The following is a 21,392-nucleotide window of genomic DNA, read 5'->3' on the forward strand; positions in this document are numbered from 1 at the left end:
GATTCCCTTTAGGCTGCCTGCATGGACATCCGGCACCTCGAGCTGCTGCGCGACCTGCGCGAACGAGGCAGTCTTGCCGCCGTCGCCGCGGCGACGCACCGGACTCCCTCGGCGTTGTCGCAGCAGCTGCGCACGGCCCAGCGGGTCGCCGGCACGCCGCTCGTCGAACCCCACGGGCGGGGCCTGCGGCTCACCGAGGCGGGCGAGCTGCTCGCCGACGGCGCGGACGAGGTGGCCGCGGCGATCGCGCGCGTGGACTCACGGCTGTCCGAGCACCGTGGCCGGCCGACCGGGCGGGTGAGCGTCGCCGGCCTCCCGAGCGGGCTGACTGCCCTGCTGCCGGGTGCGCTCGTCCTGCTCTCCGACAGCGACGTCGAGCTGAGCATCGACGACCTCGACCTCGCCGAGCACGACTACGCACGGGCCGCGGCCGACGCGGACATCGTCGTCGCGCACTCGCTGACGAGCGAGGTGCCGGTCGGCAGCGAGGGACTCGTCGCCACCGTGCTCACCCGTGAGCCGCTCGACGTCGCCGTGCCGCCGGACCACCCGCTCGCCGCTCGCGCCACGCTGCGACCCGAGGACGTCGTCGACGAGCCGTGGATCTGCGTGCCCGAGCACTACCCCTTCGACACCGTCCTCCAGCGGATCGAGGCCACCTGCGCCCGCCCGCTGCACCGGCGGCTGCGCATCCGCGACAACCACCTCGTCGCCGCGCTCGTGGCGGCCGGCGAGGGCCTGGCCCTGCTGCCGCGCTACACGACCCGCTCGGCCGACGAGTTTGCCCTCGTGCCGCTCGTCGACGTGCCCTCCGCCCGGTGGATCGTCGCGCTCTCGCGGCCGGACCGGGCCGAGCGGGCCGCGGTGCGGCTCGTGACCCGACAGCTCGGTATTGCGGGGGCGGCGCTCATGGGTGAGCGGATATCCTGACGCGGTACACCCCCTTCGACCCGCCAGGAGCACCGTCCGTGGTCACCCGCATGTCCTCCCTCTTCCTCCGCACCCTCCGGGAGGACCCCGCTGACGCGGAGCAGCCGGGCCACAAGCTCCTCGTGCGCGCCGGCTACATCCGCCGCGCCGCGCCGGGCATCTACACCTGGCTGCCGCTGGGGCTGAAGGTCCTGCGCAAGGTCGAGGCGATCGTGCGCGAGGAGATGGAGGCGATCGGATCCCAGGAGCTGTCCTTCCCGGCGCTGCTGCCCAAGGAGCCCTACGAGGCGACCAACCGGTGGACCGAGTACGGCGACAACCTCTTCCGGCTCGTCGACCGCAAGGACGCCGACATGCTCCTCGGACCGACCCACGAGGAGATGTTCTGCCTCGCGGTCAAGGACATGTACACCTCCTACAAGGACCTGCCGCTCGCGCTCTTCCAGATCCAGACGAAGTACCGCGACGAAGCCCGCCCGCGCGCCGGCGTGTTGCGCGGCCGCGAGTTCATCATGAAGGACTCCTACTCCTTCGACGTCGACGCCGCCGGCCTGCAGAAGGCCTACGACGCGCACCGCGACGCCTACATCAAGATCTTCGACCGGCTCGGGTTCGAGTACGTCATCGTCCACGCCGACTCCGGTGCCATGGGTGGCAGCGCGAGCGAGGAGTTCCTCGCGGTCAGCCCCAATGGTGAGGACACCTTCGTGCGCGACGCCTCCGGCTACGCGGCCAATGTCGAGGCCGTCGTCGTGCCGCAGGCCCCGCCGGTCGAGGTGACCGCCGGTCCCGCGCACGTCGAGGACACCCCCGACACCCCGACGATCGAGACCCTCGTCGCTGCTCTCAACTCCGCGCACCCGCGCACCGACGGCCGCGAGTGGACGGCTGCCGACACCCTCAAGAACGTCCTCGTGACCCTCGTCCACCCCGCCGACGAGGAGCACGACGAGCCGTGGCGCGAGCCGCTGGCCATCGGCGTGCCCGGCGACCGCGAGGTCGACGCCAAGCGCCTCGAGGCGCAGGTGGCGCCGGCCGAGGTCGAGGACTTCGGCGAGGCCGACTTCGCCGCCCACCCCGAGCTGGCCAAGGGCTACATCGGCCCCGGCGTCCTGGGGTCCGAGCGGTCCTCCGGCATTCGCTACCTGCTCGACCCGAGCATCGCCGAGGGCAGCGCCTGGGTCACCGGCGCCGACGAGCACGGCAAGCACGTCATCGACCTCGTGCACGGCCGTGACTTCACCGCCGACGGCACGATCCAAGCCGCCGAGATCCGCGAGGGCGACCCGAGCCCGACCGGCTCCGGCACGCTGACCCTCGCCCGCGGTGTCGAGATGGGCCACATCTTCCAGCTCGGCACCAAGTACGCCGAGGCGCTGGGCCTGAAGGTCCTCGACGAGAACGGCAAGCTCGTCACCGTGACGATGGGCTCCTACGGCGTCGGCGTCACCCGCGCGGTGGGTGTCGTCGCCGAGGACAACCACGACGACCTGGGCCTCGTCTGGCCGCGTGAGCTCGCCCCCTTCGACGTGCACGTCGTCGCGGCGGGCAAGGGCGACGAGATCTTCACCACGGCCGCGGACCTGTCCGCTCAGCTCGAGGCGCAGGGCGTCACCGTGCTCTACGACGACCGCGCCGGCAAGGTGAGCCCGGGCGTGAAGTTCAAGGACGCCGAGCTCATCGGTGTCCCGACGATCCTCGTCGTCGGCAAGGGCCTGGCCGACGGGGTCGTCGAGGTCAAGGACCGCCGCAGCGGTGAGCGCCGCGAGGTGCCGGTGGGGGAGGCCGTCGAGGCCGTGCTCGCCGAGGTGCGTGGCGGCGCATGAGCGTCGACGAGATGCGCCACCCGCTCACCGTGCGTGAGCGGCCCGAGGCCGGGCCCGTCGAGGCGGTGATCTTCGACTGGGGCGGCACGCTCACCCCGTGGCACACGATCGACCTGGGCCAGCAGTGGCGCGTCTTCGCGCGGGAGGTCCACGGCATCCCGATCGAGTCCGACGAGGTGCCGCAGGAGGACCTCGACCGCGCACACGAGCTCGCCGAGCGGATCCACGCCGTCGAGGCCGATGCCTGGCAGCAGGTGCGCGACGAGCAGCGTGGCGCGCACCTCGACGACATCCTGCGCAAGGCCGGCATCGACCCACAGCACGACCGGCACCACGTCGCGCTCGCGGCCTACCGTCGCTTCTGGGAGCCGCACACCCACACCGACCCGCAGGTGCGGCCGCTCTGGGAGGGGCTACGCGCTCGGGGTCTCAAGGTCGGGGTGCTGTCCAACACCATCTGGAGCGGGGACTACCACCGCGAGATCTTCGAGCGTGACGGCGTGCTCGACCTCATCGACGGCGACGTCTACTCGTCGGAGATCCAGGTGGTCAAGCCGCACCGGGAGGCCTTCGAGGCCGCGGCCGCGGCCGTCGGCGTGCCGATGGCCAATGCCGTCTACGTCGGCGACCGGCTCTTCGAGGACGTGCTGGGCTCCCAGGAGGTCGGGATGCGCGCGATCTGGGTGCCGCACAGCGACATCCCGGCCGACCAGCAGGTGACCGTCGACGTCGAGCCCGATGGCGTCGCGCACGAGCTGATCGACGTCCTCGAGATCGTCGACGGCTGGCTCGCCGCCTAGGGGTGCTGCTCGGGCGGGGGCACCCGACGCCGGCGCCACCAGCACCAGGCGCCGGTGCTCCACACCGCCCACACGACGAGCACCGGCTGAAAGAGGAGCCGGACCGCCCGTGAGGTGTCGCTCGTCAGCCCGAAGGCGTCGCGGTGCTCGGTGAGCTGCGCGATGTTGCCGGGGAAGACCGCGACGAAGAGCGCTGCTGTCACCAGGCCGACCACGGCGCGAGCGGGATGGCGCCAGACAAGGAGCAGGGCCGCGCCGACGGCGATCTCGACGACACCCGAGACGAGGACGACGAGGTCGGCGTCAGCGGGGAACCACGGCGGCACCTGGGCCCGGAACTCGGTGCGGGCAAAGGTCAGGTGGGCCACGCCCGCAAGGACGAGGAAGGAACCGAGCAGCGCCTGCCCGACGGCACGCAGTGGTGAGGACATGTCTCAGGCTCCCACGGCACCGAGGAGGCGGCTGGCGGCGAGCCAGGTCGCGCCGGCGAGGACCAGGGCGAAGCTCGCCACCCACAGCACCGCAGGCACGCCCGTCGTACGGGCGAGTGAGCCCGGGTCACTGCGGGGCTCGATGCCGCCGAGCATCGTCGCCAGGTGCCGCCAGGCTCCCACGAGGAGCAGCAGGCCCACACCGACGAGGACCTGCTGCTGCAGGGCATCGTCGCGCCACCACCACAGGGCGGCGCCCGCCGCGAGCACCGCGACGACGACGAGTCCGGTGAGCGCCGAGCGCACCCGGGTCAGGGTGGTGAGCAGCCCCACGAGCAGGAGGGTGAGCATCGGGGCGGCCCACCCGGCCGTCGCGAGCCCCACGAGCAGGGCGCCGACGATCCCCGGAGCTGGGTAGCCGGCCCAGGTCGTCGCGACCACGCCCGCACCGCTGGCGGGGCCCACCGTCACGGCGTGGCCGGACATGTCCGAGCGCAGGACGAAGCCGGTGAAGCGTCGCCCGCACGCCACGCCCACGAGGGCGTGCCCGAGCTCGTGGACGAGGGTGACGACGAGCCGCAGCACCCGCCACGCCGGCCACCAGGTCGCCGCGACGCAGCCGAGCGCGAGGACGGCGACGAGGGTCCACCCGGCGAGCTCGGGTGCGGGGCTCGCGGGGGAGAGGCGGTCGAGGAGGTGCTGCACGGGGTGACCGTATGCGGGCAACCTGTGCGTGGGAGGGTGAGCCCATGTCGCACGTGCTGATCCTCGGAGGGACCGCCGAGGCGAGGGATCTCGCCGCCCGCCTGGACGCGCAGGGGGTGCCCCTCACCTCCTCCCTCGCCGGCCGGGTGTCGCAGCCGCGACTGCCGGTCGGGCCGGTGAGGATCGGCGGGTTCGGTGGGGTCGCTGGCCTGACCGACTGGCTCCGTGAGCACGAGGTGAGCGCGGTCGTCGACGCCACCCACCCCTTCGCCGCGACGATGGGCGCCCATGCGGCACAGGCTTGCTCGTCGCTCGGCCTGCCCCTCCTCCGACTGGCGCGGCCGGGCTGGGCCGCACACCCCGACGCCGCGTCCTGGACCTGGGTCGGGGACCACGTGGCTGCCCGGGAGGCGGCGGACCAGGTGGGCGGGGCCCCCTTCGTCACGACGGGGCGGCAGACCCTGCACCACCACATCGACGCCTGGGCCGACCGGCCGGTGCTCGTCCGGCTCGTCGAGCCTGCGGAGCGGCCGCTGCCGGCGGCCTGGACCGTGCTGCGCTCGCGGGGGCCCTTCGCCGTCGCCGACGAGGAGGCGATCATGCGCGAGCACGGCGTCACCGTGCTGCTCACCAAGGACTCGGGTGGTCGCTACACCGAGGCCAAGCTCGACGCGTCCCGACACCTCGGGGTGCCGGTCGTCGTCGTGTCGCGCCCGGCGCGGGCGCCGGGCGTCGCGGAGGCGAGCGATGCCGACGCCGCCACGAGGTGGGTCCTGGCGTCCCTACGCTCCTGACTCGTGCTCTGGATCAGACATTGCGTGATTCACCGGACGAGTCAGGGCCGTAGCGACCGATCCGGCCTCACCGCTTCAGCGCGAGGCGGGCCCCGACGACCGCGACCAGCGTGACGACACCCACCCGGCGGGCGAGGAGCACGGCGCGCGGCAGGTCCGCGACGGTGGGCGCAGGACCGGAGCCCATGACGACCCGGTCCTCGGCGCCGCTCGCGTAGACCGTCCGCCCACCGAGCCGCAGGACCAGGGCCGCGGCGAAGCCGGCCTCGACCGGTCCGGCATTGGGGCTGGGGTGGTCGCGCCCGTCCCGCACCGCCGTGCGCACCACCTCACCGGCACGAAGGGGGGAGGCCGCAGCGGTCGCGAGGACGGTGGCCCGGGCGGGGACCCAGCCCAGCAGGTCGTCGAGTCGGGCTGCGGCCCAACCAAATCGGGCATAGCGGGCCGTGCGGTGGCCGTGCATCGCGTCGAGGGTGTTGGCCGTCCGGTGGAGGACGACGCCGAGCGGGCCGAGCGCGGCACCCCAGACGAGCGTGCCCACGACGGCGTCGGAGGTGTTCTCCGCGACGGACTCGACGGCGGCCCGGGCGACCTCGTCGGCGGTGAGGTCGTCGGTGACCCGACCGACGAGGTTGCGGACCCGGGTGCGCGCTCCGGGGAGGTCGTCGGAGGCGAGCAGGTCGTGCACCGCCAGCCCTTCGCGACCCAGGCTCGTGCCACCGAGTGCCGCCCAGGTCAGGGCCGCGGTCGCAAGGGCACGCGCCGGCCCGGGCAGGCGCGTGGCGGCGACCCCCAGGGCGAGCGGCGGCGCGAGCACGAGCGCCTCGGTGAGGACACCGGCGGCCCGGGAGTCGCGATGGGTGCGCGTCTCGACCCAGCCGGCCCACGTGCCGAAGAGCGCGACGGGGTGCCCTCGTCGTGGGTCGCCGAGCGCCCGGTCGGCCGCCCACCCGAGGAGGAGGCCGATGGCGACGGGGTCGCTCACCCGGCCCCTTTGATCGTCAGCACCTGCCCCGAGACGACGAGGTCGACCCGGTCGGCGGACGCGGCGATGCGCTGGTTGAGCCAGCCGAGCCGGTCGGCGAAGATCCGTCCGGAGCGGTGCTCCGAGACCAGCCCCCAGCCGACCTCGTTGGTCACGGCCACGACGAAGGGGGCTGCGCGCCAGGCCGCCTCGAGGTCGTCCACCCGCTGCTCGAGCGCGGGGCCCCAGTGGTGCTCGGGTGCCTCCCAGGCCTCGATCTCGTCGAGCTGGGCGGTCAGCCAGGTGCCGAGGCAGTCGAGCAGGACCGGGTCCTCGGCCTCCCACAGGCCACTCGCCGCGTCCGTGCTCTCGACGGTCGACCAGGTCGCCGGTCGCCGCTGCCGGTGCGCGGCCACGCGAGCCGCCCAGTCGGCGTCGTCGCGCTGCGGGCCGGCCGCGAGATAGGAGACGGGCGTGCCCTCGGGCGCGTGCGGGGGCAGTAGGAGGGACTCGGCGTGCCGTGACTTGCCCGAGCGGACGCCACCGGTGACGAGGACGCGCATGCTCACCACGCCACCGTCAGCAGCACGAGCAGCACGGTGAGAGCCACCTCGACACCGGCCCCGATGACGTCGCCACCCACACCGCCCAAGGTGCGAACAGCCGTGTCCCGGAGCGAGATCGCCGCCCAGACGGCCACGGGCGCGGCCACTGCCGCCACGAGCACGGCCCGCGCGACCATCGAGAAGGGGGCCGCGGAGCTCCCGTCACCCAGACCCCCCATCGGCAGGGCGACCGGCAGCACCGATGCCACGAGGAGCGCACCGACGACGAGCACCACGAGCGCGACGCCGACGAGGGGCACGGTCCCGACGAAGGCCGCCCCGAGCCTCGAGCCCGGCGCGGCCTGCTGCCCGCGACCGCAGACGGCGGCGGCAGCCGCCCGGGACGCCACGACCGCTGCACCGACGACGAGGGCCCCGCGCCAGCCGGACCCGAGCAGAGCGGCGATCGCCCCGGCCTGCACGAGCAGCACGACGACGAGCGCGACCGCCCCCATCGGGCCGACGTCGCCGCGCCGCATGATCTCGAGCGCTCGCTCGCGGTCCCAGCCCGCACCGAGGCCGTCGACCGTGTCGGCCAGGCCGTCGAGGTGCATGCCCCGTGAGCCGTGGGCGAGCACGCCGAGGGCGAGGCCCGCGGCGACGAGCGGTGGCACGCCGATCTCGACGGTGAGCCCGACGAGGACGACCTGGAGCGCGAGCGGGAGGACCGCGAGCGGCGCGAGGAGCAGCGCGGTGCGCGCGGTGTCGGGGGTGATCGTCACCCGGCCACTCGGCGACCGGGTGAAGGTCCCGACGGCCAGGCGCAGCCCCTCGGACGCGCTCACGGCGAGGTGGGGGCCGGTGAGTCGAGGGAGCCGACGACGTCACCGACGACCGTGATGGCCGGGGGAGCGAAGCCCCCTTCGTCGGCCGCGGAGGCGATCTGCGACAGGGGCGCCCGCACCGAGCGCTGCTGCGGGGTGGCCCCGTCGGCGATGCACGCGGCGGGGGTGTCGGGGGACAGGCCGGCCGCGACGAGCGCCTCGGCGATCGCCCCGAGGGTGGCGACCCCCATGAGGATGACGATCGTCAGACGCGAGGTGGCCAGCGCCGCCCAGTCGACCTCGCTGCGCGGGTCGTCGGGGGAGACGTGCCCGGAGACGACCGCGACGCCCTGGGACAGGCCGCGGTGGGTCACCGGGATGCCGGCGAGGGCCGGCACGGAGAAGGCGGAGGAGACGCCCGGCACGGCCTCGACGGGCACGCCGGCGGCGACGCAGTGGTTCCACTCCTCGCCGCCGCGGCCGAAGAGGTAACCGTCACCGCCCTTGAGCCGCACCACGGTCCGGCCGGCGCGGGCGTGCTCGACGAGCAGCTCGTTGATCCGCTCCTGGGGGGTGAACTCGCCGCGGGGGATCTTGCCGACGTGGACGATCTCGGCCTGCGGGGCGATCTCGTCGAGCGCCGCGACCGGACCGAGGCGGTCGGTGACGACGATGTCGGCTGCCGCGAGCGCGTCGTGTCCGGCGACGGTGAGCAGGCCGGGGTCGCCCGGCCCTCCGCCGACGAGGATGACCCGCCCGGTGGCGGTGGTGGCGTCGGTCATGCGGTCCTCCGGTGGTGCAGGTGGGTCAGCTCTCTCAGCAACCCGTCGATGGTGTGGGGGTCACGGACGGCGATCCGCACCCATGCGGTGTCGAGCCCCGGGAACGTATCGCCTCGCCGCACGGCCCACCCGGCATCGCGCAGCGCCTCGCGGACACCCGTGCCGACCCGGGCCAGGACGAAGGGGGCGTCCCCGCCGGCGGTCGGGATGCCCAGCGTGTGCAGCCCCCGCGTGAGGTGGGCCCGCCACCCGGCGATCTCCTCGGCGGCCCGGTCGGCCTCGACGAGTGCGGCTGGGGTGGCGGTCTCGATCATGACGCGCAGCGCGAGGGAGCCCACGGACCAGTGCGGTTGGTGCTCGGCCAGGGCCGCGACGAGCTCGGCGTCTCCGACGACGTAGCCGGCGCGGATGCCGGCGACGGCCCAGGTCTTGGTCAGCGAGCGCACGACGAGCAGGCCGGTGAGGTCGCCCGCCAGGAGCGTCTCGCGCTCGCCGGGGACGGAGTCGATGAAGGCCTCGTCGACGAGGACCACCCGGCCGGGCCGCACGAGCGAGCGCAGCGTAGCTGCCGGGTGGAGCACGCCCGTCGGGTTGGTCGGGTTGCCGACGACGACGAGGTCGGCGTCGCCGATCTGCCCGAGCGCCTCGGCCGTGAGTGCGAAGTCGTCCTCCGGCCGCAGCAGGACGTGCCGCACCTCGTGCCCCGCGGCGCGCAGCGCGGCCTCGGGCTCGGTGAACTGCGGGTGCACGACGACCGCGTCGCGCGGTGTCAGCGCCCGCGCGAGCAGCGTGAAGGTCTCGGCCCCACCACTCGTCGGCAGCACCTGGTCGCGGGCCACACCGTGCCGCGCGGCGATCGCATCCCGAGCACGGGTGGGGTCGGGGTAGGCCGCGACGGTCGACAGCTCCTCGGCGAGGGCCTGGGCGAGCCACCCCGGCGGCTGGGTGAGCCGCACGTTGACGGCGAGGTCCACCAGCTCGCTCGACACCTCGGCGTCCCCGTGATGACGAAGGGGGTCTGCCAAGGACGTGGATCGGGCTGGGGTGGCGCGACCCAAGGGCTGAGCCGGTTGCGGGGCGTCGTGGCCCCAGCCACGAGCGGCCTCGACGAAGGACCCCGCCACGGAGGGCGAGCCGGCCCAGTGCGTGTGCAGGTAGGAGGCGACGAGGGTCGCGCGACCGGTGCCGGCGGGGTCGAGGGCGAAGCCCTCGGTGCGGCCACCGAGGTCCCATGCCGCACTCGTGCCGAAGGGGGGATCGGTCACCGTGCGGTGGAACTCGTGGCCGGCGACCCGGGTCCCGGCCGGGCCGAGGACGGAGTCGACGAGCGAGGTCGCCTCGCGGTAGCCGAGGGTGAGGCGGCGGCCCATCGCGGCCCGGGCCGGCAGGGCGCCGACCATCGGGTGGTCGTCGAGGGTCTCGGCGAGGTAGAGCATGCCGGCGCACTCGGCAATCGTCGGCATGCCGGCCGCGATGGCGGTGCGGATCTGGTGCACGAGAGGGCGGTTGGTCGCCAGGGTGCGCGCGTGCACCTCGGGGAAGCCGCCGCCGAGGTAGAGCCCGCTCGTGCCCTCCGGCAGCGCGGCGTCGCGGGCCGGGTCGAGCTCGACGACCCGGGCGCCGGCGGCCTCGAGGAGCTCGACCGTCTCGGGGTAGCGGAAGGTGAAGGCGCGGCCCCCGGCGACGGCCACGACGACCCCCCGTCGGGACGAATGCGGAGCACGCTCCTCAGGGAGCGGGGACTGGAGCGAAGGGAGGGCGGCGGCAGGGGCCCACGGCTCGAGATCGAGGTCGGGGGCCGTGCGGGAGGCCGCGAGCAGCGCGTCGAGGTCGAGGTGCTCCTCGGCGACGGCGGCGATGTGGTCGAGGGTCGCTGCGGCCTCGCCGCGCTCGGCGGCGGGGACGAGCCCGAGGTGGCGCGAGGGCACGTGCATCGCGGCGTCGCGGGGCAGCACGCCCCACACGGGGACGCCGACGGCCTCGACCGCCCGGCGGGCCTCCTCGCCGTGGCGCGGGGTGCCGGCCTTGTTGAGCACGACACCCACGACGTCGAGCTCGGGGTCGATCGTCGCGAGGCCGTGCACGGTGGCGGCGACGGTGCGTGAGGTCGAGCTGATGTCGACGACGAGGACGACGGGCGTGCGGGTCAGGGTGGCGACGTGCGCGCTGGAGGCGAAGCCGTCGCCCCCGAGGCGTCCGTCCATGAGGCCCATGACGCCCTCGAGGACCGCGACGTCCGCGAGGGTCGGGTGGGTGGCGCCGCGGGCGAGGAGGGGAGCGACCCTCCCTTCGCCCACGAGCCACGGGTCGAGGGTGCGGCTCGGGCGGCCGGTCGCCAGGGCGTGGTAGCCGGGGTCGATGTAGTCCGGGCCGACCTTGGCCGGCGCGACGGTCAGACCGCGGCGGGCGAGGGCGGCCATGATCCCCACGGCGATCGTCGTCTTGCCGTGGCCCGACGCCGGCGCCGCGACGAGCACCCGGGGGAGGGCCGTCACCACTCGATGCCCTTCTGGCCCTTCTGCCCCTGGTCGAAGGGGTGCTTGACCTTGGTCATCTCGGTCGCGACGTCGGCGATCTCGAGCAGGCGCGGGTGCGGGTCGCGGCCGGTGATGATCACGTGCTGGTAGCCGGGCCGGGTGGTCAGCGTGTCGATGACGTCGTCGAGCTCGACCCAACCCCACTTCATGACATAGGTGAACTCGTCGAGGATGTAGACGGTGTGCGTCTCGGCGGCGAGCCGCCGCTTGATCTCCGCCCAGCCCTCACGGGCGTCGGCCGCGTGGTCCTCCTCGGTCCCCGCCTTGCGCGACCAGGACCAGCCGGAGCCCATCTTGTGCCACTCGACGGGGCCCCCTTCGCCGGTCTCCTCGTGGACCCGGCCGAGGGTCGTGTAGACCTCCTCCTCGCCGATGCGCCACTTCGCGGACTTGACGAACTGGAAGACGCCGATCGACCAGCCCTGGTTCCACCCGCGCAGGCCGAGGCCGAAGGCCGCCGTCGACTTGCCCTTGCCGGTGCCGCCGTGGACGACGACGAGCGGGCGGTTGCGGCGCTGCCGCGTGGTCAGCCCGTCCTTCGGGGTGACGGGGGTCTGTCCCTGGGCCATCAGGCGGCGCTCCTTCGGGAGGCGGTGCGGTCGGTGACGATCTCGACGAGGCCGCTCGCGGCGACCTGCTCGAGGGCGATGTGCTCGGCGCCCATGCGGTGGGCGAGGTCGGCGGCCAGGCCCATGCGGAAGCGGCCCGACTCGCAGTCGACGACGACGGTCTCGGCCGTGCGCCCCCAGGCGTCGGCGATGGCCTGGGCTCGGGCGAGGGCATCGGGGCCCGCGGTGGCCCGGCCATCAGTGACGAGGACGACGAGGGCGCGCTGGTTGCGGTCGCGGATGCGCTCTCTCGCAACGACTCTGGCGATCTCGGTCAGGCCCTCGGCGAGCGGGGTCCGTCCGCCGTGCGGCATCTCGGCGAGGCGCGCGGCGGCGGCGTCGACGGACGAGGTGGGCGGCAGCGCCAGCTCCGCGCCGGTCCCGCGGAAGGTCACCAGACCCACCCGGTCGCGCCGCTGGTAGGCGTCGAGCAGGAGCGAGAGGACGGCGGTCTTGACCTCGCCCATCCGCTTGCGCGCGGCCATCGAGCCGGAGGCGTCGACGGCGAGGAGGACGAGGTTGGCCTCGCGGCCGCGGGTCACGGCGTGGCGCAGGTCGTCGCCGGTCACCCGGGCGGGCCCGGTGCGGGCCGCGCGGCGGGCGGCGGAGGCACGAAGGGTGGCGGTCAGGTGCACCGGCGACCCGGCGGGCTCGTGCCCCGCCGGGTGGGTGCCGACGACCCGCCCGCGGGGGGTGAGCGCGGGGGAGCGGCGACCGCTCGGGCCGGCGCCGACGCCGGTCAGCTCGAGGCGACGGGCCCGGTAGGGCTCGGTGGCCGCGGCGGTGCCGGTGGGGGTCGGCTGGGCACCCGCAGGGGGCGAAGGGGGTGACTCGGGGGCCTCCGCCGACTCGTCCGGGGAGTCGGGGGTCGGGTCGGCGGACGACTGGGGCCCGGTCGGGGGCTGGTCGTCGGACGACGTCGAGCTCGGGGCCGGGCCCGAGGGGTCGGCGTCGGTCGCCTCGCCCGGGCCCTCGTCGGGCTGGTCGCCGCCGTCGGGCTCTTCCTCGCCGCCGCCCGGCGGGTCGTCCTCGGGCTCCTCGTCGAGCAGCCGGTCGAGCAGGTCCTCGTCGAGACCCGGCGCGTCGAAGGGAGCACGACGGCGGCGGTGGGGCAGGGAGAGCAGCGCCGCGGCCCGGATGTCCTCGCGGGTCACGTGGTCGCGCCCCTCCCACGCGGCGTGCGCCGCGGCGGTGCGGGCGGTGACGATGTCGGCGCGCATGCCGTCGACGTCGAATCCGGCGCACACCCGCGCGATGGTCCGCAGGGTCCGCTCGTCGAGCGCGACCCGGCGCACCGCCTCGCGGGCGGCGGCCAGGCGCGCGGTGAGCTCGGCCTCGGCGTCGGCGAAGCGGGCCGCGAAGCCTGCCGGGTCGAGGTCGGCCTCGAGCCGGCGACGCACGACCTCGGCGCGCACGTGCGGGTCGCGGCTCGCGGCGACGTGGACGGTCAGGCCGAAGCGGTCGAGCAGCTGCGGGCGCAGCTCGCCCTCCTCGGGGTTCATCGTGCCGACGAGGGTGATCCGCGCCGGGTGCGAGATCGAGACACCGTCGCGCTCGACGGTGTTGCGCCCCATCGCGGCAGCGTCGAGCAGCACGTCGACGAGGTGGTCGTGCAGGAGGTTGACCTCGTCGACGTAGAGGATGCCGCGGTGCGCGTCGGCGAGCAGACCGGGCTGGTAGGCGGCCTCGCCGTCGCCCAGGGCTCGGCGCAGGTCGAGGGAGCCGACGACGCGGTCCTCGGTCGCACCGACGGGCAGCTCGACGAGGCGGGCCGGGCGGGTCGTGGCCGCGCCCTCGTGGGGGCCGTCGGGGCAGTCCTCGTCGCGGTCGGGGTCGCAGCCGAAGCGGCACTCGCTCGCCACCCGCTGCTCGGGCAGGACCGAGGCGAGGGCGCGGACGGCGGTCGACTTGGCGGTGCCCTTCTCACCCCGGACGAGGACGCCGCCGATCTCGGGCGAGATCGCGCTCAGCAGCAGCGCCGACGTCAACTCGTCGGCACCGACGAGCGCGGTGAAGGGGAAGGTGGGGGTCCGGGACCCGGTGCGGCTCACAGTGGCGGCCTCCTGGCGAGTGTCCACGCTCGCCGTCCGACGACATCGACGCGGGTTCGCGACGACGGGCACCGACCGAGTGTCTGGCTCGGGCCGCGTGGGCCGTGACAGTGGCGGGACCGCTCCGGAGTTGCACCGGATTCCTCGGGGGAGTGCCTGGGCGCGATCCTCTCACAGGAGGGCAAGGCCCTAGGGTGGGCGTCCGTGATCGAGGTCGTGGGTATCGGGGACGACGGGTGGTCCGGTCTGGACGAGGCCCGACGCGCCCTCATCAGCGGTGCCGCGACCCTCGTCGGGGGCAGCCGTCACCTCGACCTCGTCGCCCCCCACGCCCCCGAGGCGCAGCTCGTGCCCTGGCCCAGCCCCCTTCGCCCGGCGTTGCCCGCCCTCGTCGAGGCGCACCCCGACGCCGTCGTCCTCGCCAGCGGTGACCCGCTGCGCTCCGGCATCGCCACGACCCTCGTCGAGCTCGTCGGCGCCGACCGCGTGCGCGTCCACCCCGCCATCGGCAGCGATGCCCTCGCCCGGGCCCGTCAGGGGTGGCCCGCCGAGGAGACCGTCGTCGTCACGACCGTCGGGCGCGACCTGCGCGCGGTCCTGCCCCACCTGGCCCCCGGCGCGCGACTCGTCGTCCTCCTCTCCGGGGGCGGCGACCCGGCTCGGCTCGGCGCACTGCTCACCGAGCACGGTTGGGGCGCAAGCATGCTCACCGCCCGCTGGCACCTTGGCAGCCCCGACGAGGGCGCTCGCTCCGAGCGCGCCGACGGCTTCGCCGAGGCCACCCCCGACCTCGTGCTCGCCTGCCTCGACGTGCGCGCCGACGACCCCGCGGCGACTGCCGCGACCGCCGGACCGGTCCCGGGGCGCCCCGAGGACTTCATCGACCACGACGGCCAGCTGACCAAGCGCGACGTGCGCGCGAGCGGTCTGGCCCGACTGCGGCCCACACCCGGCGCGCACCTGTGGGACCTCGGCGCCGGCAACGGCTCCGTGGCCCTCGAGTGGTGCCTCGCCGCCGACCGCGCGACCGTCACCTGCGTCGAGCGCGACGCGACCCGCGCCCAGCGCATCCGCGACAACGCCGCTGCCCTCGGCCTCGCTGCTCGGGTTGACGTCGTCGTCGGCGACACCGGCAGCACCGACCTGGCGATGCTGCCGACGCCCGACGCGATCTTCGTCGGCGGCGGGCTCGACCCCGACCTGCTCGACCGTGCATGGTCCTCCCTTCGCCCCGGCGGACGCCTCGTCGCGCACGCCGTGACGCTCGAGGGGGACGCCGCGCTCATCGGCCGGCACGCCCGCACCGGCGGCGAGCTCACCCGCCTGTCCGTGGAGCGGGCCGTCCCGCTCGGGCGCTTCCTGTCGTGGACCCCCGCCCGCACCGTCACCCAGCTCGCCGCGATCCGCACCGACTCCGAGGACCCGACATGACCGTTCACTTCATCGGCGCCGGCCCCGGTGCCGCCGACCTGCTGACGATCCGCGCGACCCGCCTGCTCGCGGCGAGCCCGGTCTGCCTCTACGCCGGGACCTACCTCGATGCCGCCGTCCTCGAGCACTGCCCCGACGGCGCGCGGCTCGTCGACACCCAGGATCTCGACCTCGACGGGATCACCGCCGAGCTCGTCGCCGCGCACGAGCGGGGCGAGGACGTCGCCCGGCTGTGCTCCGGCGACCCGAGCGTCTACTCCGCGATCGCCGAGCAGACCCGCCGGCTCGACGCCGCCGGCGTGCCGTGGGACATCACGCCCGGCATCGCCGCCTACGCCGCGACCGCCGCCCGGCTCGGCCGCGAGCTCACCGTGCCCGAGGTCGCCCAGTCGGTCGTGCTCACCCGCGCCCAGCGGGACTCGACGGCCATGCCGTCGGGGGAATCGCTCGAGGCCTTCGCCGCGACCGGTGCGACCCTCGTGCTGCACCTGGCGATCCGCTGCGCCCGCGAGCTCGCCGACCGGCTCGCCGAGCACTACGGCGCCGACTGCCCCGTCGCCGTGGCCTACCGGGTCGAGCAGCCCGAGGAGATCGTCCTGCGCGGCACCCTCGCCGACATCGCCGACCAGGTCGAGGCGCACGACCTGCGGCAGGCCGCGATCATCGTCGTCGGGTGGGCCCTGCGGGCCGAGGGCTTCGTCGAGTCGCACCTCTACTCCTGCCGCCGCGCGGCCGAGCGCGAGGAGCGGACGGCAGCAGACATCCCGGGCGGGCTTCGCTAGTCTCGGCCCCAGCCATCGCCTCCACCTGGAGGAACCCGGTGAGAGTCCGGGACGGTCGCGCCACTGTGAGCGGGTCTTCCGCGAGTCAGGAACTCCGGGGCGAGGGCTGCAGCGGCCGGACGCGTCATCCGGCCAGAGAGAGAGTGCGCTGATGCACATCGCCGAGGGCTTCCTGCCACCGGTCCACGCCGCCGCGTGGACTGCTGTCGCCGCCCCCTTCGTCATCCACGGCACCCGCAGTGCCGCCCGCATCGTGCGGGACAACCCGAGTGCCCGCCTGCTGCTCGGCGCCGCCGGCGCCTTCACCTTCGTCATGTCGGCGATCAAGCTGCCGTCGGTCACCGGCTCGAGCTCGCACCCGACGGGCACCGGCGTCGGCGCGATCATCTTCCGTCCGCCGGTCATGGCCCTGCTCGGCACGATCGTGCTGCTCTTCCAGGCGCTGCTGCTCGCCCATGGCGGGCTGACGACGCTCGGCGCCAACGTCGTCTCCATGGCGGTCGTCGGGCCCTGGGTCGGCTACGGGCTCTTCCGGCTGCTGGCCGCGGCCCCCTTCGTCGTGCGGGTCTTCGTCGGCATCGCGATGGCCAACCTCGCCACCTACGTCACGACCGCCACCCAGCTCGCCCTGGCCTACCCCGAGGGCGGTTTCGTCGAGGCGTGGGGTCGCTTCCTCGGGATCTTCGCCGTGACCCAGGTGCCGCTCGCCGTCGTCGAGGGGCTCGTCGGCGTGCTGCTCCTCAACGCGCTCATCACGTGGGCGCGGCCCGAGCTGGAGGACCTCCAGGTCGTGCCCGCCGACACCGTCGAGACCACGGAGGCCGCTCGTGCGTGAGTCCACCCAGACCCTCGGTCGGCGCGGCGTCGCGCTCGTCGTCGCCGCCATCGTCCTCGTCCTCGTCGTCGCGCTCTACCTCGGTGGCCGGGCCGCAGCGGGTGAGGAGGAGGCCTTCGGCGGGTCCGACGCCGCCGCGACCGCCCAGCTCGAGGAGGCCGGCCACGAGCCGTGGTTCGAGCCGCTCATGCCCCCCGCTGGCGGCGAGATCGAGTCCGGGCTCTTCGCCCTGCAGGCGGGCCTCGGCGGTCTCGCGCTCGGCTACGTCTTCGGTCGGCTCAAGGGACGGCGCACCCGGACCGAGACGGTCGACCCCCGCGCATGAGGCCCACCCTCGACGACGCGGCGTGGTCCTCCCGGTGGCGGACCCGCTCGACGCTGGAGAAGTCCCTCCTCTGCCTGGGCCTGCTCCTCGTCGCCGCGACGACGACCTCGCTGGTCGTCGCCGGCCTCGTCGGGGTGTGCGCCGTCGGCCTCGCGGCCCTCGCCCGGGTCCCGGCCGGCGTCTGGCTGCGGGCGATGCTCGGGCCGGCGGTCTTCGTCGGCATCGGAGCGGTGACGATCGCGGTGACCCTCGGTCCCGGTGACCTGTGGTCCCTCGGTCCGATCGGCGTGGACGAAGGGAGTGCCTCCCGGGCCGTGCTCGTCGCCGCCCGGGCGCTCGCGGCCACGAGCGCGATGGTCCTGCTGGCGGCGACCACCCCGATGGTCGACCTGCTCGCCGGGCTGCGCCGGGCGCGGGTGCCGGAGGTGGCCGTCGACATCGCCGCCGTCACCTACCGGATGATCTTCGCCCTGCTCGACGCCGCGTCGGCGATCCGTGCCGCGCAGGCCGGGCGGTTGGGCTACGCGAGCGGTCAGGCCGCGCGACGGTCGGTCGGTCAGCTGTGCGCCGCGGTGCTCGTCGCCGCGTGGGACAAGGCCCGCCGGCTCGAGGACGGACTGGCCGGTCGTGGGGGAGTCGCCGCCGTGCCGCTCGTGCCTGCCCGGTCCGTGTCGACCCCCTTCGTCCTGGCGGCCGGGGGACTCGTCCTCGGGCTCGCCGGGCTGTCGCTGCGGGCGGGGCTGGCATGACGCACCGCCTCGGCTCCTGGACCCCGCCCGACGACGCGGCCACCGTCCTCGCCCTGCGCGGGGTGCACGCGGGCTACCCGGGCGCACCGGGCGTCCTCGACTGCGTCAGCCTGACGATCGGCACCGGCCGGCGCATCGCGATCCTCGGGGCCAACGGCTCCGGCAAGACGACGCTGCTGCGCGTGCTGTCCGGTGCCCACGAGCCGGCCGAGGGGGCCGTCGTCTCCGGCGGCGAGGTGCTGCGGCACACCCGACGCGGTCTCACCGCCCACCGGCAGCGGGTGCAGCTGGTCATGCAGGACCCGGACGACCAGCTCTTCAGCGCCGACGTGCGCAGCGACATCGGCTACGGGCCGACCAACCTGGGGCTGCCCGCGGCCGAGGTCTCCGCCCGGGTCGACGAGGCGCTCGCGGTGCTCTCGCTCGAGGCACTCGCCGAGCGCCCGGTGCACCGGCTCTCCTTCGGTCAGCGCAAGCGGGTCGCGGTGGCCGGTGCGCTCGCGATGCACCCCCGGGTGCTGCTGCTCGACGAGCCGACGGCGGGGCTCGACCCGGCCGGGGTCGAGGAGATGCTCGCCGCCGTCGCGGCGCTCGAGGCGCACGGCACGACCGTCGTGCTGTCGACCCACGACGTCGACCTCGCGTGGAGCTGGGCCGACGAGGTGGCGCTCGTCGTCGACCACGTCGTCCACCAGGGCGAGGTGACCGACGCCCTGACCGACGGTGCGCTCGTCGAGGCGGCCCGGCTGCGCCCGCCGTGGTCGGTGCAGGTGCTGCGCGAGATGGGGATCGAACCGGCCGCCGCCGGCTGGCCCCGCACGCCCGCCGATGTGGCGGTGGCACTCGCGTCGTCCCATGTGTCCCAAGATTCTCGGGTCACCCGATAAACCGCCACTTCGCAGGAGTTACGAACTCTTGCGAAGCGGCGGTTTCTCTTGCTGAGTGGTGGGTCGGCCCTCGCGGGAGGCGAGGACCTGCTCGCGCAGGATGTCGGCGTGGCCCGCGTGCTGGGCGAGCTCGCGCAGCACGTGCAGCAGGACCCAGCGAAGGGGGAGCGGCCCCCGTCGGTTGCCGGTCACCACGTCGTCGAGGTCGAGCCCGGCGATCGCCGCCCGGCTGTCCTCGCACGCTCGGCGGTGCGCGGCCCGGACCGAGGCGATGGTGTCGTGCGGGCTCAGCTCGAAGGACTCGTCAGGGGTCGCGGGGATCCCGATCTCGGTGCGCGAGCGGCCGCGGACCCCTTCGTCGAACCACACCCGCTCGACGAAGGTCACGTGCTTGAGCAGGCCGAGCAGGGTCGTGCGCGAGGGCACGAGGCCGCGGCGCGCCTCGTCCTCGGTCAGGTCGTCGAGGCACCGGCCGAGCGCCGCCCGGTGCTCGTCGACGAACTCGAGCAGCTGCTCGCGGGGAGGCGCGGCGTAGGAGACCTCGTGCTCGAAGGGGTGCGGGTTCACCCCTCGACCGTAGCCCCGGCTCAGCCCTCGGCGTAGACCTCGGCGGCACCGTCGACCTCGCCCGCCCGCCGCGGCTCCGGGCCGACGACCTCGAAGAGCATCGCGGTGAACTGGCCGTCGCGCTCGACCCGCTCGCGCCGCAGCCGCAGCCGCCGGGGGAGCAGGGGAGCGCCCGCCCCCAGGACGACGGGCGTCTGGTGGACCCACACCTTGTCGAGCAGCCCCGCGTCGGCGAACTGCCCGGCGAGGTCACCGCCCCCGACGATCCACACGTCCTTGCCGTCGGCCGCCTCCGTCGCGGCCGCGTGCACCTCTCGCACGTCACCCGCGTGGGCCCGCACGCCGTCGGGCAGGTCGAGGTCGCGGTGCGTGACGATCCACGACGGCTGCTCGTAGGGCCACGCGAAGTCCTGCCCGTCGTGGGTCAGCTCGCGGTGGACCCACGCATAGGTGTTGGCACCGCACACGACCGCGCCGACCGTCGGGAGGAACTGGTCGAAGTCGAGGCTGTCGCCGTCGCCGTACCTCCCGCCGGGGTCCTTGTCGTGGGCCGGCGTCGCGAAGAGCCACGACAGGCTCTCCTCGTCGTCGGCGATGTAGCCGTCCAGACTCGTCGCGGTGCAGTAGATCGTCGCCATCGACCCAGCGTGGCAGGTGCCACCGACAGCCGTCAGCGGATCCAGGCGATGCGGCTGAGGTCCAGGTGGGCGGTGCGCCCCGGGCGCACGGTGAGGGTCACCTCGACGCGCCGCGCCCCGGTGAGGTCGGCGCTCCGCGGGGCGGCGAAGGGGGTGATGCTCCGCCCCGGGCGCAGCGAGAAGGTCCGCCGCCGGTGGCTCTGCACGTCCCGTCGCGAGAGCGTCCAGGTCCACGTGGCGGAGCGGCCCGACGCGGCGCCGGGGAAGGTGACGGTGACCGCCGCGACGTCGGCGAGGGAGTCGACCTCGAGCTCGAGGCGCACGCCCTGCACCGGGTCGACGTCGGCGAGGGAGAGGGCGAGCCCTCCGGTGGCTCGGCGCCACGGGAGCGGCGAGCCCGCCGCGGTGACGGTGGCGGCGGCGCTCCCTTCGTCAGGGGTCGGTGGGGTGACCTCGACGGCGGCCCGCGAGGAGCTCACGGCGGAGACGTCGAGCGAGCCCAGCGGCACGTTGTCGAACCGCGTGGGCTGCGGCGGGGTGGCCGGCGACGCCTCGTCGCGGGTGACCTCGGGGTGCCGGCTGCCGGCGGCGAGGAGCTGCTCGACGCGGGCGGTGCGCCGCTGCGACCCGCCCGGGTGGCCCGCGACGACGAGGACCCAGCGGTCGGCGAGCGGCTCGACAAGCAGGGCCTCGAGCCCGGCCCGCTCGAGCATCGACTGGAGTCGCTCGGCGGTGAAGATCGACAGGTGGCCCCAGACCTGCTCGAGCCGGCCGAGCAGGGGCACGGTGAAGAGCAGGTCGGCGTCCTCGGGCAGCGCCCGGCCGAGGGTCTCAAGAGCGAGCTCGGGGTCGGGGACGTGCTCGACCACCTCGGAGCAGATGACGAGCGAGGCGTCGTCGAGGTCACCGGGCTCGAGGGTGTAGAGGTCCTTCTCGACGATCGAGCGGACCCGGTCCTCGTGGCCGAGCGCGTCGAGCAGCCGTCCGGTGCGCCGCACGCAGCTGGCCTCGAGGTCCATGGCCCGGTACGACGCGGCACCGGCCGCCAGGGCGCGGGCGGCGACGAACCCGGCGCCGCACCCCACCTCGACGAGCTCCTCGCCGGGCAGGACGACGTCGGCGATCCGCTCGAGCCGGGCCCGGTTGTAGGCGTCCTCCTGGACGCGGCGCACCTTGTCGCTCACGACGTCGCTGCCGACCTCGGGCGGCGCGTAGTCGCGGCGGCCGCGTTCGAGCTCGCTGGCGACCCGGTCGGCGAGCGGGGCGCGGGGGCCCTCGGCACGGCGGACGAGGTCCCAGTCAGGGCTGGTGGGCATCGTGGAGGCGCTCACGGCTGGCACGCTAGCAGCGGTTCCCGCCCGGGTTAGGCTGCCTCGGCCCT

22 protein-coding genes and 2 riboswitches are annotated in these 21,392 nt (G+C 74.9%); of the genes, 10 read left to right on the plus strand and 12 right to left on the minus strand.

All coding sequences use genetic code 11. From position 1 onward, the window contains the following. Positions 1-21 precede the first annotated feature (21 nt). The 3 genes from B9B60_RS01395 to B9B60_RS01405 are packed head-to-tail and all read left to right on the plus strand — an operon-like array spanning position 22 to position 3,556. A complete protein-coding gene (locus B9B60_RS01395; protein WP_084449514.1) occupies positions 22-930 on the plus strand; it encodes a LysR family transcriptional regulator in 909 nt (302 codons plus the stop codon). Positions 931-980: 50 nt separating this feature from the next. Then, positions 981-2,756 (plus strand): proline--tRNA ligase, encoded by a 1,776-nt coding sequence (locus tag B9B60_RS01400; RefSeq protein WP_084449599.1) that lies wholly within the window; start codon positions 981-983, stop codon positions 2,754-2,756. Next, positions 2,753-3,556, plus strand: a complete 804-nt coding sequence (locus B9B60_RS01405; RefSeq protein ID WP_083546034.1) for an HAD family hydrolase — start codon at positions 2,753-2,755, stop codon at positions 3,554-3,556. The genes B9B60_RS01400 and B9B60_RS01405 overlap by 4 nt, the downstream gene beginning before the upstream one ends. Here the strand turns inward: B9B60_RS01405 and B9B60_RS01410 are convergent. Both B9B60_RS01410 and B9B60_RS01415 read right to left on the minus strand, forming a co-directional pair. Further along, positions 3,553-3,987 (minus strand): DoxX family protein, encoded by a 435-nt coding sequence (locus tag B9B60_RS01410; RefSeq protein ID WP_084449515.1) that lies wholly within the window; start codon positions 3,985-3,987, stop codon positions 3,553-3,555. The two genes, B9B60_RS01405 and B9B60_RS01410, sit on opposite strands and share 4 nt — an antisense overlap. A gap of 3 nt (positions 3,988-3,990) precedes the next feature. Further along, positions 3,991-4,692, minus strand: coding sequence for a M50 family metallopeptidase (locus B9B60_RS01415; RefSeq protein WP_084449516.1), 702 nt, complete (start codon positions 4,690-4,692; stop codon positions 3,991-3,993). Positions 4,693-4,736: 44 nt separating this feature from the next. On the opposite strand from B9B60_RS01415, the gene B9B60_RS01420 reads away from it, so the two are divergent. After that, positions 4,737-5,486 (plus strand): cobalt-precorrin-6A reductase, encoded by a 750-nt coding sequence (locus B9B60_RS01420; protein WP_084449517.1) that lies wholly within the window; start codon positions 4,737-4,739, stop codon positions 5,484-5,486. Positions 5,487-5,553: 67 nt separating this feature from the next. Here B9B60_RS01420 and B9B60_RS01425 read toward each other — a convergent pair whose 3' ends face one another. The 7 genes from B9B60_RS01425 to B9B60_RS01455 are packed head-to-tail and all read right to left on the minus strand — an operon-like array spanning position 5,554 to position 13,824. Further along, positions 5,554-6,471, minus strand: a complete 918-nt coding sequence (locus B9B60_RS01425; protein WP_234993688.1) for a cobalamin biosynthesis protein CobD/CbiB — start codon at positions 6,469-6,471, stop codon at positions 5,554-5,556. Beyond that, positions 6,468-7,013 carry a bifunctional adenosylcobinamide kinase/adenosylcobinamide-phosphate guanylyltransferase gene (locus B9B60_RS01430; RefSeq protein WP_327078566.1) on the minus strand — a complete coding sequence of 182 codons (546 nt, stop codon included), beginning with the start codon at positions 7,011-7,013 and terminating at the stop codon, positions 6,468-6,470. The genes B9B60_RS01425 and B9B60_RS01430 overlap by 4 nt, the downstream gene beginning before the upstream one ends. A 2-nt stretch (positions 7,014-7,015) precedes the next feature. Further along, on the minus strand, positions 7,016-7,840 hold the full coding sequence (locus tag B9B60_RS01435; RefSeq protein ID WP_084449519.1) for an adenosylcobinamide-GDP ribazoletransferase: 825 nt from the start codon (positions 7,838-7,840) through the stop codon (positions 7,016-7,018). Continuing rightward, entirely contained in the window at positions 7,837-8,601 is a 765-nt protein-coding gene (gene cobA / locus B9B60_RS01440; RefSeq protein ID WP_084449520.1) for a uroporphyrinogen-III C-methyltransferase, read from the minus strand. The genes B9B60_RS01435 and cobA overlap by 4 nt, the downstream gene beginning before the upstream one ends. Continuing rightward, positions 8,598-11,096 carry a bifunctional hydrogenobyrinic acid a,c-diamide synthase/histidinol phosphate aminotransferase CobBC gene (locus B9B60_RS01445; RefSeq protein ID WP_084449521.1) on the minus strand — a complete coding sequence of 833 codons (2,499 nt, stop codon included), beginning with the start codon at positions 11,094-11,096 and terminating at the stop codon, positions 8,598-8,600. The genes cobA and B9B60_RS01445 overlap by 4 nt, the downstream gene beginning before the upstream one ends. After that, the gene (gene cobO, locus B9B60_RS01450; RefSeq protein ID WP_084449522.1) at positions 11,093-11,707 is read right to left on the minus strand and encodes a cob(I)yrinic acid a,c-diamide adenosyltransferase; all 615 of its coding nucleotides are present in this window, start codon (positions 11,705-11,707) and stop codon (positions 11,093-11,095) included. Before cobO ends, B9B60_RS01445 begins: the two co-directional genes overlap by 4 nt. Further along, the gene (locus tag B9B60_RS01455) at positions 11,707-13,824 is read right to left on the minus strand and encodes a VWA domain-containing protein (RefSeq protein WP_084449523.1); all 2,118 of its coding nucleotides are present in this window, start codon (positions 13,822-13,824) and stop codon (positions 11,707-11,709) included. Before B9B60_RS01455 ends, cobO begins: the two co-directional genes overlap by 1 nt. Positions 13,825-13,874: 50 nt before the next feature. Continuing rightward, positions 13,875-13,943: riboswitch (cobalamin riboswitch) on the minus strand. Between the two features lie 58 nt (positions 13,944-14,001). Here B9B60_RS01455 and cbiE point away from each other — a divergent pair. From cbiE to B9B60_RS01485, 6 genes are all read left to right on the plus strand, one after another. Further along, entirely contained in the window at positions 14,002-15,228 is a 1,227-nt protein-coding gene (cbiE, locus tag B9B60_RS01460; RefSeq protein WP_200811103.1) for a precorrin-6y C5,15-methyltransferase (decarboxylating) subunit CbiE, read from the plus strand. Then, entirely contained in the window at positions 15,225-16,010 is a 786-nt protein-coding gene (cobM, locus tag B9B60_RS01465) for a precorrin-4 C(11)-methyltransferase (protein ID WP_084449524.1), read from the plus strand. Before cbiE ends, cobM begins: the two co-directional genes overlap by 4 nt. Positions 16,011-16,038: 28 nt before the next feature. Next, positions 16,039-16,105, plus strand: a riboswitch (cobalamin riboswitch). A gap of 56 nt (positions 16,106-16,161) precedes the next feature. Next, positions 16,162-16,845: an energy-coupling factor ABC transporter permease gene (locus B9B60_RS01470; protein WP_068325105.1), complete on the plus strand. Its 684-nt coding sequence runs from the start codon at positions 16,162-16,164 to the stop codon at positions 16,843-16,845. Next, positions 16,838-17,170, plus strand: a complete 333-nt coding sequence (locus tag B9B60_RS01475) for an energy-coupling factor ABC transporter substrate-binding protein (RefSeq protein ID WP_084449525.1) — start codon at positions 16,838-16,840, stop codon at positions 17,168-17,170. The genes B9B60_RS01470 and B9B60_RS01475 overlap by 8 nt, the downstream gene beginning before the upstream one ends. Continuing rightward, positions 17,167-17,919: a cobalt ECF transporter T component CbiQ gene (cbiQ, locus tag B9B60_RS01480; RefSeq protein ID WP_084449526.1), complete on the plus strand. Its 753-nt coding sequence runs from the start codon at positions 17,167-17,169 to the stop codon at positions 17,917-17,919. Before B9B60_RS01475 ends, cbiQ begins: the two co-directional genes overlap by 4 nt. Further along, the gene (locus tag B9B60_RS01485) at positions 17,916-18,806 is read left to right on the plus strand and encodes an energy-coupling factor ABC transporter ATP-binding protein (RefSeq protein ID WP_084449527.1); all 891 of its coding nucleotides are present in this window, start codon (positions 17,916-17,918) and stop codon (positions 18,804-18,806) included. The genes cbiQ and B9B60_RS01485 overlap by 4 nt, the downstream gene beginning before the upstream one ends. Positions 18,807-18,824: 18 nt before the next feature. Here B9B60_RS01485 and B9B60_RS01490 read toward each other — a convergent pair whose 3' ends face one another. The 3 genes from B9B60_RS01490 to B9B60_RS01500 are packed head-to-tail and all read right to left on the minus strand — an operon-like array spanning position 18,825 to position 21,342. Continuing rightward, the gene (locus tag B9B60_RS01490; protein WP_084449528.1) at positions 18,825-19,373 is read right to left on the minus strand and encodes a DinB family protein; all 549 of its coding nucleotides are present in this window, start codon (positions 19,371-19,373) and stop codon (positions 18,825-18,827) included. A 20-nt stretch (positions 19,374-19,393) separates the two neighbouring features. Next, entirely contained in the window at positions 19,394-20,011 is a 618-nt protein-coding gene (locus B9B60_RS01495; protein WP_068325100.1) for a dihydrofolate reductase family protein, read from the minus strand. 32 nt (positions 20,012-20,043) lie between these two features. After that, the gene (locus tag B9B60_RS01500) at positions 20,044-21,342 is read right to left on the minus strand and encodes a class I SAM-dependent methyltransferase (RefSeq protein ID WP_084449529.1); all 1,299 of its coding nucleotides are present in this window, start codon (positions 21,340-21,342) and stop codon (positions 20,044-20,046) included. Positions 21,343-21,392 lie beyond the last annotated feature (50 nt).

It is taken from the genome of Janibacter indicus (assembly GCF_900176385.1).
Classification (GTDB): domain Bacteria; phylum Actinomycetota; class Actinomycetes; order Actinomycetales; family Dermatophilaceae; genus Janibacter; species Janibacter indicus.